Annotated in this window: 14 protein-coding genes; 6 read left to right on the plus strand and 8 right to left on the minus strand. The window is 58.7% G+C overall.

Annotation, left to right across the window (positions count from 1 at the left end; genetic code table 11):
- Window positions 1-70 precede the first annotated feature (70 nt).
- From EJ068_RS12495 to EJ068_RS12505, 3 genes are all read right to left on the minus strand, one after another.
- Window positions 71-997 (minus strand): glyoxylate/hydroxypyruvate reductase A, encoded by a 927-nt coding sequence (locus EJ068_RS12495; RefSeq protein ID WP_129554550.1) that lies wholly within the window; start codon window positions 995-997, stop codon window positions 71-73.
- A 136-nt stretch (window positions 998-1,133) separates the two neighbouring features.
- Window positions 1,134-1,907 carry a class II aldolase/adducin family protein gene (locus EJ068_RS12500; RefSeq protein WP_127295373.1) on the minus strand — a complete coding sequence of 258 codons (774 nt, stop codon included), beginning with the start codon at window positions 1,905-1,907 and terminating at the stop codon, window positions 1,134-1,136.
- Between the two features lie 25 nt (window positions 1,908-1,932).
- The gene (locus EJ068_RS12505) at window positions 1,933-2,841 is read right to left on the minus strand and encodes an NAD(P)-dependent oxidoreductase (protein WP_127295375.1); all 909 of its coding nucleotides are present in this window, start codon (window positions 2,839-2,841) and stop codon (window positions 1,933-1,935) included.
- A gap of 143 nt (window positions 2,842-2,984) precedes the next feature.
- Here EJ068_RS12505 and EJ068_RS12510 point away from each other — a divergent pair, with 143 nt between their 5' ends.
- The 6 genes from EJ068_RS12510 to EJ068_RS12535 all read left to right on the plus strand — a co-directional run bounded on the left by EJ068_RS12510 (window position 2,985) and on the right by EJ068_RS12535 (window position 8,806).
- Window positions 2,985-3,845 (plus strand): LysR family transcriptional regulator, encoded by an 861-nt coding sequence (locus EJ068_RS12510; RefSeq protein ID WP_050580551.1) that lies wholly within the window; start codon window positions 2,985-2,987, stop codon window positions 3,843-3,845.
- Window positions 3,846-3,872: 27 nt separating this feature from the next.
- Window positions 3,873-4,958, plus strand: coding sequence for a mandelate racemase/muconate lactonizing enzyme family protein (locus EJ068_RS12515; RefSeq protein ID WP_129554551.1), 1,086 nt, complete (start codon window positions 3,873-3,875; stop codon window positions 4,956-4,958).
- Window positions 4,959-5,111: 153 nt separating this feature from the next.
- Window positions 5,112-6,083, plus strand: a complete 972-nt coding sequence (locus EJ068_RS12520; RefSeq protein WP_129554552.1) for a glycine betaine ABC transporter substrate-binding protein — start codon at window positions 5,112-5,114, stop codon at window positions 6,081-6,083.
- Between the two features lie 230 nt (window positions 6,084-6,313).
- Window positions 6,314-7,273, plus strand: coding sequence for an ABC transporter permease subunit (locus EJ068_RS12525; protein ID WP_245463406.1), 960 nt, complete (start codon window positions 6,314-6,316; stop codon window positions 7,271-7,273).
- On the plus strand, window positions 7,270-8,325 hold the full coding sequence (locus tag EJ068_RS12530) for a betaine/proline/choline family ABC transporter ATP-binding protein (RefSeq protein ID WP_210212046.1): 1,056 nt from the start codon (window positions 7,270-7,272) through the stop codon (window positions 8,323-8,325). Before EJ068_RS12525 ends, EJ068_RS12530 begins: the two co-directional genes overlap by 4 nt.
- A 136-nt stretch (window positions 8,326-8,461) precedes the next feature.
- The gene (locus EJ068_RS12535) at window positions 8,462-8,806 is read left to right on the plus strand and encodes an SMR family transporter (protein WP_129554555.1); all 345 of its coding nucleotides are present in this window, start codon (window positions 8,462-8,464) and stop codon (window positions 8,804-8,806) included.
- A 423-nt stretch (window positions 8,807-9,229) separates the two neighbouring features.
- Here EJ068_RS12535 and EJ068_RS12540 read toward each other — a convergent pair whose 3' ends face one another.
- The 5 genes from EJ068_RS12540 to EJ068_RS12560 all read right to left on the minus strand — a co-directional run bounded on the left by EJ068_RS12540 (window position 9,230) and on the right by EJ068_RS12560 (window position 13,626).
- Window positions 9,230-10,159 carry a 2-oxoglutarate and iron-dependent oxygenase domain-containing protein gene (locus tag EJ068_RS12540; protein ID WP_127295856.1) on the minus strand — a complete coding sequence of 310 codons (930 nt, stop codon included), beginning with the start codon at window positions 10,157-10,159 and terminating at the stop codon, window positions 9,230-9,232.
- Entirely contained in the window at window positions 10,156-10,863 is a 708-nt protein-coding gene (locus EJ068_RS12545; RefSeq protein WP_129554542.1) for a class I SAM-dependent methyltransferase, read from the minus strand. The genes EJ068_RS12540 and EJ068_RS12545 overlap by 4 nt, the downstream gene beginning before the upstream one ends.
- Window positions 10,860-12,215, minus strand: a complete 1,356-nt coding sequence (locus EJ068_RS12550) for an NAD(P)-dependent oxidoreductase (protein ID WP_129554556.1) — start codon at window positions 12,213-12,215, stop codon at window positions 10,860-10,862. The genes EJ068_RS12545 and EJ068_RS12550 overlap by 4 nt, the downstream gene beginning before the upstream one ends.
- A gap of 339 nt (window positions 12,216-12,554) precedes the next feature.
- A complete protein-coding gene (locus EJ068_RS12555) occupies window positions 12,555-12,962 on the minus strand; it encodes a UvrD-helicase domain-containing protein (RefSeq protein WP_129554557.1) in 408 nt (135 codons plus the stop codon).
- Window positions 12,952-13,626: a helix-turn-helix domain-containing protein gene (locus tag EJ068_RS12560; RefSeq protein ID WP_129554558.1), complete on the minus strand. Its 675-nt coding sequence runs from the start codon at window positions 13,624-13,626 to the stop codon at window positions 12,952-12,954. The genes EJ068_RS12555 and EJ068_RS12560 overlap by 11 nt, the downstream gene beginning before the upstream one ends.
- Window positions 13,627-13,991: the final 365 nt, after the last annotated feature.

A 13,991-nucleotide genomic window follows, 5' to 3' on the forward strand; every position in this document is an offset into this window, starting at 1 on the left:
CTAACGCCGGCGACACACGCCCTGACACGGTTTCGCTCCTAAACAAGGGCATGGCGTTATTCCGATAGTATTAATAGCCGGCCTCCCGGTTGAACAGCGGAACGACGTCAAGACCGCGCTCAAGACGGCGCACGTTGTTGGCGATTACATCAACTGCGCTCGATGCAAATGTGGCCCCCGACACATGCGGCGTGATGTACACTTGCGGGTGAGTCCAATAGCGATGCTCCAGAGGAAGCGGTTCCTGGGCGAATGCATCTAACGCGGCGCCGGCGAGATGGCCGCGGTCGAGAGCGTCAAGCAGGGACTCGTCATAGACGACCGCGCCGCGGCTGATGTTAACAAAAAAGCTGCCCGGGGGCATGGCCGAGAATATTTTCTCATCGAGAAAGTGCCGCGTCTTCGGGGACAGTGGGAGGGCGTTGATAACGATATCGATGCGGCTCAGGAACTCTGGGAGGGAATCCGTTCCGAAATAGCAGTTGACCCCTTCGATCTGTCGCGCGCTGCGGTCCCACCCGCTGACAGCGTATCCAAAATCGCGAATGCGGCTAGCGACTTCCGTGCCGATGCGACCCAAACCGAACACGCCCGCCCGGAACTCTCTCGTGGGGACGATCTGCTTACGATGCCAGATCCGGTCCTTCTGCTGTGATCGATAGTCCGCATAACGCCTGTGAAATGTCAGTACCCAATAGAGGGCGTGTGCCGCCATGTCGCGGGCGACGGCCGGATCCGCGAGCAAGATCACGGGAACGTCGGGTAGGGTAGGATCTGCCACGAAGTGCTCCGCCCCGGCGCCGAGTGAGAAAATTGCCTTGAGATTCGGATACCGGTTAAGGTCACCTGCGGGGTGGTTCCAGACCATCGCATAGACGACCTCATTGGGATCAATCGGTTCACCGAACACTTTGACAGGCAATTCAGGAAGCTGGCGGCAAAGTTCCCTTCGCCAGCTTTCATTGTCGTAGCCATGGTTGTTTAACAGGATGGTCATGGTTTTGGCGCCCCTGGGAGGAGAATAGGCTCGCGCGGATGCAAGGGCTGGCCATGCGACCTCCGTGCAAGGCTTCTGCAGACGAGTAGGCGCTGGAAACCCCGGCCAGTGCCTGCCGGGGATTCAAGCTGTTCGATTAATAACGGTACGAGGGATCAACCCGGTCGCACTGGCGCAACAGGGCGGGCCATTCATATTTGCCGAGCGGGAAATCGTCATATTGGCGGTGCGCCAGGCGCCAGATGTCCTCACGGCTCTTGTCGAGCTTGAGCCCCGTAGAATAGGCATCAATTAACACGCGGCAGGCACGGACCGTGTAATAAAGATTCATGAAGGCTTCACCGGCGGTAGCACCCACCGCGAGGAATCCATGGTTCTTCATGATCAGGCATTTTTTGCCCTCGATGTTCTTAGCGAGGCGGTCCCGCTCCTCGAGTGTGAGGGACAGTCCTTCCCAATCATGATAACCGATGTCGCCCCAAAGCATCGAGCCATCCTGGGTAAGGAACTCAAGGCCATCCTGCAGCGCAGTGATGGCGAGGCCGGCCGGCGCGTGGCTGTGGAACACCACCTTCATGTCGTGATGGGTGTTGTGAATTGCTGAATGGATGACGAAACCGGCGGTATTGACGTCTGGCGGGCCGTATAGAACCTTACCCTGCTCGTCGACCTTGATCAGGTTCGACGCCGTGACCTCGTTGTAAAGCAGGCCGAAGCGGTTCAGCAGGAACTGGTGATCGGTGCCTGGCACCCGCATCGTGATGTGATTCCAGATCAGGTCGTCATAGCCGTAAATATTCGCCAGACGGTACAGGGCAGCGAGGTCGACTCGCGCTTCCCACTCTTCCTTGGAGATGTTCGCATGGCCGCCCTGGACGCTGAAGTCCTCGGCTTTCATCTCATGTGCCATTGGTTTTCCTTTCGATCGGTTATTGTCAAATGGAGCGGAGAAATGTGCCATTCTGCTCTTCCAAGAGCTTCACCGCCATGAGGTGGTTCTGGTCAAAACCGTACTGATCGACGGCTTTTTTGTAGATCGCCTCAACCTGTTCGCACATGGGCAACGTGGCGCCGACAGTTCGTGCCAGCTCCAGGGTCAGGACCAAATCTTTGTGTGCAAGGCCGAGCGCGAAGCCGGGATCGTAACTTCCGTCAAGAATAGCCGGGCCGTAGCGGTCCGCGACATAGCTCGCTCCGGTGCTGCCTTGGATGATTCCGAGCATGGTCGCAGCAGGAACCCCACCCATTACTCCTAGCATCAGCGCCTCACTCAGCGCCACCGAGTTTAGGTAGCAAAGCACGACCTGCGAAATCTTGGCCACGTAGCCAGCTCCGTGAGGGCCAAGATGCATGATCCGGTTCCCAATCTTTTCCAGAACCGGCTTGCACCGCGCAAACACATGCTTGTCGCCGCCGACCATGATCATCAGGGTTCCGGCAGCTGCTCCTTCAATCCCGCCAGTAACCGGTGCATCGAGAAACGCAATCTCCCGGTCGGTGGCAGCGGCGCGGATGCGTCGCTCGCACTCCAAGTTGTTGGTCGAAAGGTCGATCCAGACGGAGGCTTTCGGCAGCCCGGCGAGAATGCCTTGTTCGGACAGCGCCACGGCCTCGATGATCTTCGGGTTTGGCAGCGATGTGAACGCGATATCGGCGCCGGAGGCCGCCTCGGCAGCGGTGGTGGCCGACGAGATTGCATGGTTGCCGGCCGCTGCTCCCGTCGCCCGCACGGCATCAACCTTATTTGAATCGAGGTCGAACAGGGCAAGCTCGTAACCGGCGCGTGCCAGGTTGCTGGCCATTGGCCCGCCCATATTGCCCAACCCAATGAATGCAATCCGCATAGATATCTCCGTTGTGGCCAGCCAGCCCGTTTTTGGCATGTCTGAGCAGGCGCTGTTGTGACTGGTTTCGGCCAGGCAGTCTTTCTCACCCTGATTGACGTGGCAAACGAATATAATTACGGAGTCACATCGAAGAATTCGATTTGAAAGTCATTTTCTTGAACATCGAGCACATCAGGGCTTTCCTAGAAGTCGGCGCGGCCGGTAGCTTCCAGCATGCTGCCGACCAGCTTAACGTCACCCAGTCGACCATTAGTGCGAGGATAAAGGCGCTCGAACGCAGGCTGAACCGCCAACTGTTTCACCGTAAGCGCAACGGAGTGGCGCTTACGACGGGCGGTCATCAGTTCCATGCGAGCGCCGTGAATATCGTACGCGCTTGGGAGCGCGGGCAGCAGGTGGCCACCCTGCCGGAAGGCCTTAATGCCTTCGTCACCTTGGGCGTCGAGGATAACCATTGGCCCCGCGTCGTGCCGGGCTGGTTGGAATGCATGGCCAAGGCATTGCCGGACGGCGTCGCAAGCGCGATCAGCGAGCGCTCGGATATTCTTATGGAGAGACTGCGAGCCGGACTGCTCGACATTGCTGTGCTTTACGACCCACGTCATTGCGCGGAGGCACGGATCGAGCCACTCATCAGCGAAGAACTCGTGATGGTTTCGACCAAGCCACGTGCGGTTCAAAGCGGCGTTGTTCCTGGCTACGTCTTCGTGGATTGGGGTGAAACGTTCCGAGCCCAGCACAGCATGCATTTTCCTGGCGTGTTTAGCCACAAGCTTACTATCCGCAGTTCAGCGGTAGCAATGGATCATATCCTGGCTAACGGCGGCTCCGGGTATTTCCTGGCCGAGTCCGTGACCCAGCACGTCAAATGTGGCCGCCTGCATCTGGTCGAGGGAGCTCCGCGCTTTCAACGAACAGTCTTCGTCGCCGTTCGTATTGACGTCATTGCGCCCGAATTTATCGAAACCGCTGTGCAAGCCTTGCGCGATACGATCGCCTGAATTCCGGTCCAAAGCCAGAGAGATGACATGAAAATCACCACGTTGAAGACCCGACTGACGGACGTGCCTTTTGCCAATCCGATCACCACGGCCATTCATAATATGCGCTCCGTCGGGTGCCTGCTCGTGTATCTAGAAACCGATGTAGGGCTGGTGGGCCAGAGTTATATCTTCACATTGAATGCCGTCCGGCTTAAAGCCTTCGACGAGATGGTGCGCGGCTTCTCGCATCGCATCGTGGGCCAGGATCCTCACTATGTGACGGCGATCAATTCTGCGATCTGGTCCGAAATTAACGCGACCGGTTATGCAGGCGTCACGATCTCGGCGCTCTCCGCACTTGACACGGCCTGCTGGGATCTGATCGGCAAAAGTGCGGACCGGCCGCTCCATCATCTGTTCGGGGCCTGCAGGGATCGCATTCGCACATATGCCAGCGGCGGCCTCTGGCTTTCCCAGAACATCGACGAACTGGTTAATGAGGCAGCGATCTTTCTGGACCAGGGTTTCCGTGCGATGAAGGTGCGCGTCGGCAATCCGGACCCACGAAAAGATTTCGAGCGTGTCAGGGCAGTCCGGGAGGCGGTCGGGCCCTCTATCGAACTCCTGACGGACGCCAACCAAGCGCTCACGCCAAAGCAGGCCATCCGTCTTGGCAGGATGCTTGAGGAGCTCGACATCGGCTGGCTTGAAGAGCCGGTCACAGTCCATGACCTCGTTGGTCAGGCCGAGGTCCGGAATGCGCTCGACATGGCGATTGCTTCAGGTGAGACCGAGTGGACACGCTTCGGCATTCGCAACACAATCGAGGCGCGCGCGGCGGACGTATTGATGCCGGATCTCCAGAGGATCGGCGGCCTCACCGAAATGCGCCGTGTTGCGGCCTTGGCGGAAGCTTACTCACTGCCGATTTCTACCCATATTTTTACCGAGCACAGCTTGAGTATCGCCGGCTCTGCAGCCAATTGCATCTCCGTGGAACACATGCCCTGGTATGCCCCGCTGTTTCATGAAGAAATGGAGATCGTCGACGGCGACATCCTCATTCCTGGCCGTCCAGGCACCGGTTTCACGTTCAATGAGGCTGCGGTGAAACGTTTTGCCATAGACTGACGAATTTTTGCATCGAACAACTCGATGTTAGGGTCGAATTATATTCATTAGTTAATTGTCGAATGTTTCGATAATTTCTGATGCGGGGAACCGCTGGTAGACTCTGACTACCGGGGACATCGCCTGGAATTGGAACACCAACAGGAGAAAACAATGCTCTCGCGCACGGTTAAATTTACTGCTGCTGCCTTCGTCGCCACCCTTGCCGCCACGGCGGCCGAAGCAAAATGCGGCGACGTCACCATTACAGAAATGAACTGGGCCTCGGGCTCGATCGTCACGGCAGTCTCCAAATTCCTGATGGAGCAGGGCTACGGCTGCAAGGTCACGGTTGTCCCTTCGGCTACGGCTACCGCGGTCACCTCGGTCGCAGAGACCGGCCGTCCCGACATCGTCACTGAGCTCTGGCTCAACGGTGCGCCGGCATATCCAGACCTGGTGGCCGCCGGCAAGGTCAAAACATTGGGCCATGTCCTGACACCCGGCGGCATCGATGCATGGTGGGTCCCGCAGTACCTGGTTGACGAGCATCCCGAGCTTGCGAAAATCGACGGTATCCTGGCTCATCCCGACTGGGTCGGCGGCAAATTCCATAACTGCCCGGAAGGCTGGGGCTGCAAGATCACGAACGACCATCTGGCCGAAGCTTTTGATTTCAAGGGCAATGGCATCGAAGTCTTCAACCACGGTTCCGGCGAGACCCTGGCCGCGGCCATCGCCGCAGCCAACGAGAACAAGCAGCCCTGGTTTGGGTATTATTGGGGCCCGACGTCTGTTCTCGGCAAGTACAAGATGGTCAAGGTCGATATCGGGCCGTACGTGGCTGATATCCACGCCTGTAATGCTGTCGAGACATGCAAGACCCCGGGCAAGTCAGATTATCCGCCGGCAGAGGTCGTTACCGCGGCCACGACGGATTTCGAGAAGCGCGAGCCGGAGATTGCAGCGCTTATGTCCAAGGTGAACTTCACAAATGAGCAGATGAGCGAAACCCTGGCTTGGCAGGATAGCAAGAAGGCTTCGGCCGATGAGTCTGCGGTTCACTTTCTGACCACCTACAAAACGATTTGGGCGGACTGGCTCAGCCCCGAAGCCAAGGAAAAGCTTGCGGCAGTCCTGAAGTGAGATCCATCATTTCACTTGGACTCCGCACCTAATGGACGTGACGGGCTGTTCACTGATTTGGCAACCTCAAGCACGTCGACAAGCACCTCTCGTCCAATTCCGGTGCCACGCGCTGATGAGCCCGGCTGCCGGAGTACCGCGATTTAAGGCGACACATGGCAGCGTACGAAAGAGCTTTTGACTCGCTGGGACTGCGGTCGTGGTGCGACGTCGGCGCCATCGGTGGTCCCATGTCGATGGACGATCTACTTGCAAAGACTGGCGCCGCGGGGACCGACCGAACCGAATCTTTCCCGTTTCCATCCCTGGACGCCCTTCACAAGGCCTGCGGCGCCATCCCTCGCACCCGCGACATGACTGCCGGGTTGGAACGCCTGTTCCTGAATGTGAAAGATCCCATCAAAGTCGTTCTGGATCCGGTTACGCAGCCATTGAGTTGGGCCTTGCGTAACGCCATCGACATCATGCAAATGCTTCCGTGGTGGGCCGCGATCCTGATCCTGGTCGCCATCGCCCATTTTGCCGGGCGTCGCATCGGCGTGACGATGTTCGTGCTGGTGGCGTTCCTTGGGTTGGCGTTCATTGACCATTTTGGCTACGCGATGCAGACGCTCGCCATCATAATGGTCTGTACGTTCATCTGCGTCCTGTTCGGTGTGCCTATCGGCATTGCGATGTCACGCAGTAATCGGTTGGAGCGTTGGCTGACGCCTTTTCTAGACCTGCTGCAGACGTTGCCCACCTTCGTCTATCTTATCCCGCTAATATTTCTGTTCAGTGTCACGGAGCCGAAGCTCTACGGCATAGCAATCATTCTCTACGCCGTGGTGCCATCTATCAGGCTCACTAACCTGGGCATTCGGCTGGTGGACAAGGACGTTCTGGAAGCGGGGGAGGCGTTTGGCATGACCTCTTGGCAAAAGCTCTATCGCGTCCAGTTGCCGCTCGCGTTGCCGAACATCATGGCGGGGATCAACCAGACCATCATGCTATCTTTATCCATGGTCGTGATCGCTTCGCTGGTGTCTGCGCCTGGCTTGGGAACCCTTGTCCTGCGAGGTATCAACAAACTTGAACTCGGCGTCGGCCTCGTCGCAGGCCTCGGCATTGTTCTCCTCGCCATTGTGCTCGACCGGGTCAGCCGGGCTGCCCTCCAGCGCGTCAACAAGATGCACCAGTCGCGGACATGAGTATGACCGAGAGTTTCGTATCAATCCGCAACCTCTATAAGATCTTCGGCAACAATGCGCCGGCCATGGTGTCTTACGCGAAGTCGGGGATGCATAAGAAAGACATGCTGCAGGCCCACGGCCATGTGCTCGGGCTGCGCGACATTAATGTTGAGATCAAAAAAGGCGAGATCACGGTGATCATGGGCCTCTCGGGCTCTGGAAAATCGACCCTGATCCGTCACCTCAACCGCCTTATCGACCCCACGGCGGGTGAGGTCATAGTCAACGGGACGGACATCATGAAACTCGATCGGGCGAGGCTCCGGCAGCTGCGCCGCACTCAGATGTCGATGGTCTTTCAGAAGTTTGCGCTGCTGCCGCATGAGACAGTCCTAAGGAATGCCGGTATGCCGTGCTCGGTGCGCGGCGACGGACGGGCAAAGACCGACGAGACGGCCCGCAAGTGGCTCAACAGGGTCGGTCTGGCGGGCTCGGAGGCGCTGTATCCCCACCAACTCTCGGGGGGCATGCAGCAGCGCGTCGGCCTCGCCCGGGCTCTGACGTCGAACTCCGAGCTCATGCTCATGGATGAAGCCTATTCAGCGCTGGACCCACTCATCCGGTCGAGCATGCAGGACCTTCTCCTCGAACTGCAGAAGGACCTCCAGAAGACCGTCGTATTCATCACACATGACCTCGATGAGGCTCTCAAGCTTGCGGACCACCTGGTGATCTTAAAGGACGGCGAGATCGTGCAGCAGGGGGAGCCGCAATACATTCTCCTCAACCCCGCCGACTCTTACATTGAAGACTTCGTCAGCGATATCAACCGCGCACGCGTCCTTCGCGTCCGATCGGTAATGGAGAAGACGATCACCGAGGACGACGGCTATGAAGTCCTGGACGGGGACGAGACCTTGGAGCGGGCGATCCTGCGATCCCATGGCGTCGCCGACAAATCCTTCGCGGTACACTCGGACGGAGTTCGGGTGGGTACGCTCAACATGACTGATGTTCTGAAGGCGCTTGTACCCGCGGTGGCGACCGGGCGGAGCCATAGCGACTTGTGAGTTAGGACCACGACAATGGGATTCCCATGGCGCTCCCCAATCGAATGGACCTCGCTGTTGCCGAGAAAATGCCGTACCCCATGGCTGCACATCTTTGTGCTAAGGCTTTTCAGGCGTCGCCCGGGAAAATGACTGTATGAACCCTCTGGTCACAGCTTACGGCGCCCTAGTATTGGGCATTGTGTCGGAAATCATCGGTTCATCGCTGTTGCCCAGAACACAGCAGTTCACGAAGCTTGGACCTACTGCAGCTGCCATCGCCAGCTTTATTGTCGCGTTGTTCTTTCTCTCCCACGCCCTCAAATTGATCCCCCTGGGTGTCACGTACGCAATCTGGTGCGGTGTCGGCATGGTGCTGACGGCTATGGTGAGCGTTCACGTCTATAGGTCGCCGCTTGACCTGCCTGCGATATTGGGGATCATTCTGATTATTTGCGGTGTCGTGGTGATCAACATTTTCTCCAAGACTGTTGCTCACTGATAGCGAGTTTCGTTGATCGCCCTGGCGGTCGAGCGTGCGAAGGTTTGGAAATCGGCCGACCTCACGGTCACGGTGCGAAGGCGTCGGAGAATGCGCGCTGATTGGCCGGCAGATACGAATTGCTAAGTTCGAACGCCAGATCCACTGCCGACGGTTCGGAGCGTTCATCGCGGTAGATCGACCAGTTGGCGGTGGCGTTCGAGGATCTGAAAGACGACGCCCACAGAAGACGGACTGCCAGCCGAACGGGCCGAAGCCACCGACGATGGCGTGGGATTTACGCGCAGCACGCTAGTCTAGCTCGCACAGCGTGGATCTACCGATCAGGCTTACGCCGCGAGATTCGGGAGCGGTGTTTTCCGCTGCCGAACCTGAGCGGTGCGTCCTCACCATATTTGCGCAAGCTCGAGAAAACCGAACGGCTTACTGCAACTCTCGCGCGCGTCCGGCGCCATTCCTGGTTTCCCAGATTGACTCGAAGTTGCGTAGCATCACTTCCGCGACGCTGAAGGTGTGCTTTCCTTGCCGGGAAGTTAGGCGAGCGTCGATGTCAGGATAGATAAAGAAAGGAAGGGAAATTCGTTCGGCCGGACCACTGTGTACGACCCGATGCGGCGTGCTCCTGAAGCGGTCGTCGCTTAGGGCCTGAAGCATGTCGCCCAGATTGACCACGAGACTGTCGGGGAGGCTCGGCGCCGGCATCCAACGCCCGCCGAACCACACCTGCAAGGAGCGCGTGGGGAGTTCCTCCTGCAGCAGCAGCGTGAAGAACCCGTTGTCGGTATGCTTTCCAGCTGTGCCGCCAGTAGATGGATATCGGATCACGCGTTGAAGGACCGTCGGCGGGCTGAAATGGCGTGGGAACCAGCCCTCTTCCATATCGAGCAGGTCGGCCAGCGCGGTCCCGAGCTGCGGCACAACCTCGTTGACCACGGTAGCCTGCAGAGCAAGCAGGCTTCGAGCGAAACCAGGAGCTAACGCGTCATCCGGAAGGCGTGTGCGACCAGCAAACGGACGCCGGTCACCTTCATTCTCGATACCGAGGTCGAACATTTCCTTCGGATCGGGGCCGGCGTCGGGATGTAGCACCTCCCCGTGCAATGGACTGTACCCACGAGCGGTAGCAGGGTACACGTTTTGTGCGGAGTGACCGAAGCGTTCCTTTGCCGACTGTGGCAACGCGAAGAACCGCCGGCAAGCCTTGATCGCTTCGGAGATCTGTTCTTTCGGGATTCCGTGCTCAAGGTAGAAGAACCCGTACACCTCGCAGGCCAGGCGAAGGCGATCGCGCTCTTCGTGTCGCGTTGCATCGGATGACAGTTTCGCCAGTGAGATTTGCGGTAGCGTGATCATTGTTGCTCCTTCATTGGTGCGTTGGCTTTATCGGTCACCTGGAAAACCCAGTAATGCGCGCCCTCCTCCGCGATGTATTTTCCGTCGTTGAGACATTGGGCCGTCACAAGCACGCCCGTATCCTGTAGACGCCGCACTTCATCCCCAAAGGATGTGGTCTCCGCATAGCTCTTGCGGGTGCTTGCGATGATGAATCCGTTGGGGCGCGTCACGCGAGCCAGTTCGCGCAGTGCGTCCGGTCGGATGTGCCCGAGCGTGAAGACGCCGCAGCAGACCGTAATGTCATAGCTCGCGGTGGAGTAGCCGGAGAGCGGCCCGTTAAGGTCGACATCGCCTCGGACATGCCGGTATGCGCGGGTTTTCCGGGCCTGTTCGGCCATCTCCTCGGAGAGGTCGATCCCGTCGATCAACCGGAAGCCGAGGCGTTCCAGTTCCACGCCGACGAGGCCCGTTCCGCAGCCGGCGTCCAGGATTGCGATGGCTGCTCGCTTATTGGCCAAATAGGCTGTCTGCACCGTGCCCGCCAGTTCCGCAACAATCGCCGGCCCGCAGTATTCATCCCGGCCGACATCCAACTCGTAGGAACTTGCCCATTCACGATAAAAGCGTGCCAAGCGATCGACGTCGCCGTCGAGCGCATGGGAATCCTTGATGCGTTTGCGTGCGGCTTGCTCCAGTGCGGTCCCCTGATCGAGGGTATTCATGTCAATTCCTCCGTATAGGGGCAAATTAGGTGCGGTACAGTTCTCATCGGCGGCGCAATTGCCGCGGCTGGTTTTATAAGCGGTTCGTTGCTGTATTGCTGAGCATGGGTATCCGACAATGCGGAGGCGCCTACGCTCCAGGTAATAACGTCGCAGATCAGAGCATCGCTCAGGCCCATGCCGCGCCCAAGATCAAACGCCTCGTCAAGGATCAGGCGATTGACGTGGGTGAGTTCGCCGACCAGCGACCTGAGCAAACGAATCTGGATGTCACTGAGTGGGACGTCGCCGAGCGGAAACACGTGCTCACGCTTCGGTTTGATCCGTCCGACGGGATCGGTAAGGAATTCCTGGTCCGGCGGATGCGCGGAGTCGGCACCGTATTTGGATGGCGCGCGGTAGCCCGGCACTTTTAGTCGAACGCCGAAGACCACCTCCGCCAGTTCCACGACACGCAGATGGCTGTCGTATCGGTCGAACTTCCGTCCCGCCTCGCAATAGCGCCTTTCGACCGCGCGCCCGATCGGCAATCCCACGCCGAGTTCGTCCGCCAGCTGGACGGTCAAGCCCATGTCCTTCACCGTGATCTTCAAAGTGCAAGAGCGATCGTAGCTGCCATCCAGGAGAAATGGGACGAACTGCTCGACTGCAACGGAGTTTGCGGGCGACGCGACAAACTTACGCCACGCCTGCTGCGCTGGAACGCCCTCGCGCACACTTCGGCAGAGCGCATGGCCGCTTGCAACAGCCGCAGCGTAAAAGAGTAGATTCGTCAGTAATTTGACTGATTGGCCCTGACCGATGTCTCCGACATGGAAGGAGATGGCTCCCATGATTTGCAACACCTTCCCGCAACGCTCATAGGCCTCCGGTGGCCCGCCGACGAAGAAGCTGACATTGGCGAAATCGACTCCCATGTGGGACAGGTTGCTCACGGGCGCTTCCAGCGAATGCACGCCAATTGCTGCCGCCCGGCGGGCGATCTCGATCGTATTGTGGTAGTCGGTAGTGGACGTATCGATCCATACGCTCCCCGGTGCCATTCCGGCCAAAGCGCCTTGCTCGCCAGTCATGTTGTCAAAGACGTCGTGTGGCAGCGGCAGGCAGGTAATGACGATCTCGCAATCGCGCGCCGCGTCGCGTGGTGCGTCATGCCACCGTGCTCCCTTTTCGACCACGTCTTTCGCAGCCGCGGGATCGATGTCGTAGACGTCCACCTGATAGCCCGCATGCAGGAGCTTTGCGATCATTGGTCGCCCCATGCTGCCCGTACCAATGAATCCTACGCGTTCAACGTTGCGGAAATGAGCGGCCTTTACAGCCTCTGCGGCACACACTTGGGTTCCTTTCATAAGTACAGTCGCGCTATTTTATTGGTTTGCGTGCCAAAAGCGGACCTTATCAAGGCAATAAAACACCGGGCTTACGGTAGAAGCAAGGGGAAGATATGTGAAAACAATTTACATTTTTATTTCGCCGTTACTTCACTTTGTTGGCGGAACGTTCGCAATTGTGTATCGTATAAGCGTACGGGAAGGGCAACGGATCGCTCGCATCTTGCGCACCGAGCCATGACGTGAGTCTGGTGGGCGTCCAAGCGCCGGTTTGGCCCTTAAAGGTCGCCAAGAGTGATGAAATTCACGCTGAGTCGGCGCTCCGATGTGATTCGACAGCGCTGGGTACATCGCTTCTCAAATGTGTGGAACTTCTGCAAGCTGGGGCGGGCGTCCTTCGACCTCCTTAATGATGCCCCGTCCAAGCGGTGAAACGTCGTGACGCGGGACTCCAGCGCGCTTTCCTCGATGTAGCTGTCGTGCGATCCTGGTCTTGAGTTCATCTGCTGCGCTCTTATTGAAGGCCAGAAGCAGGATCTCATCGGGCCGGTAGAGCTGCCTTTCCAGGACATTGGCCACCTTGCAGACCCTGGTCGCGGATTTGCCCGACCCGGCCGAGGCGACGAGCAGATTGTTGTCCTCCAGGCGGATACATGCCTCGCGTTGCTGATCGAAAAAGGAGTCGAAAAATGGCTGGATTTTGCGCACCTCCGCGGCAACGAACGCTTCATTGTAGGCGTGGCGAACGCCCGGGTCAGTCAGCATGGCGAACGAAGCCGGAAGGGACGCCTTGAGCCCGGCCGGCGATGCCGGCGACGGTCCATTTGGCGACCGGATCGTAGGCGGTGAAGTGCTTGACGGCCTTGCCGGGGGCGAGATTGACGAAGACGGTATCGATCTGGACGATCTGGCCGGGCCATTTCGGCTTGAGGCCCTTGGGCAGGCGTCTGGCGTAGCGCTTGCCGACAAGGCGGAAGCGACGGCCACCGGGCTTGCGGCGCAAGGTCGGGACCGGCATGACCAGACCGCGCCGCATCAGGCTGGTGAGGATGCGGCCGATGGTGGAGATTGAGACCGCAACGCCTTCGCGGCGGATCAGCCAGGCCAGCTTTCGCTTGCCCCACATCGGGTTGTCGCCGCGCAACTCCTCGACGGCTTGCACCAGCGCCGGGCTCCATTGCGGCCGGCGAACCCGGCGCGGCCGCCGCGACCTGAGTTCGGGCTGTTTGGCCCAGCGGTAGAGGGAGGCGCGCGAGGCACCAACGGCTTTGGCCGCGTCACCGGCCGACAGGCCGGCGGCGCGTGCGCTTTGCCAGCGCCTGACGGCGTCCACACGGATCGCGGCTTCATTCGATAGGGATTTCGCCGCGATCCGTGACGCCAGAGCACCGGCTCTGATAACATGACGCGGCAGGCCAAAAACCTGCATCGGGGGTTCTCCTGAAGTTTGATCTTCGCAACTTCAGCTTCGGAGACCCCCGAACTTTTCTCAAGCCATCCGTCTCACATCTGTCTGGACCTGCACACCCAGCCTACGCCAGTCAGTGAGCTGCTTCCATTGTGTCTCAGAACATCGTCAGGCTGCGGTCCTACATGTCATATTGGTTGTGAGTTGATAGACACCGCTTGGAGGTGAGCAAGTGGTTCGAGAGTGTTCACAACCCCTTGCGAGCCTTAGTGTGTTATGCGTGGTAGGCTGGCTGAACGAGATCACCGCCGAGAAGGTGGGCGCCGGGACCACTTCGAGGTTTACATCGCCGTTTCGTCGACGCTGGGGTGAAACGGCCTCCCGGC

The sequence above is a fragment of the Mesorhizobium sp. M2A.F.Ca.ET.043.02.1.1 genome, assembly GCF_003952405.1.
Classification (GTDB): Bacteria; Pseudomonadota; Alphaproteobacteria; order Rhizobiales; family Rhizobiaceae; genus Mesorhizobium.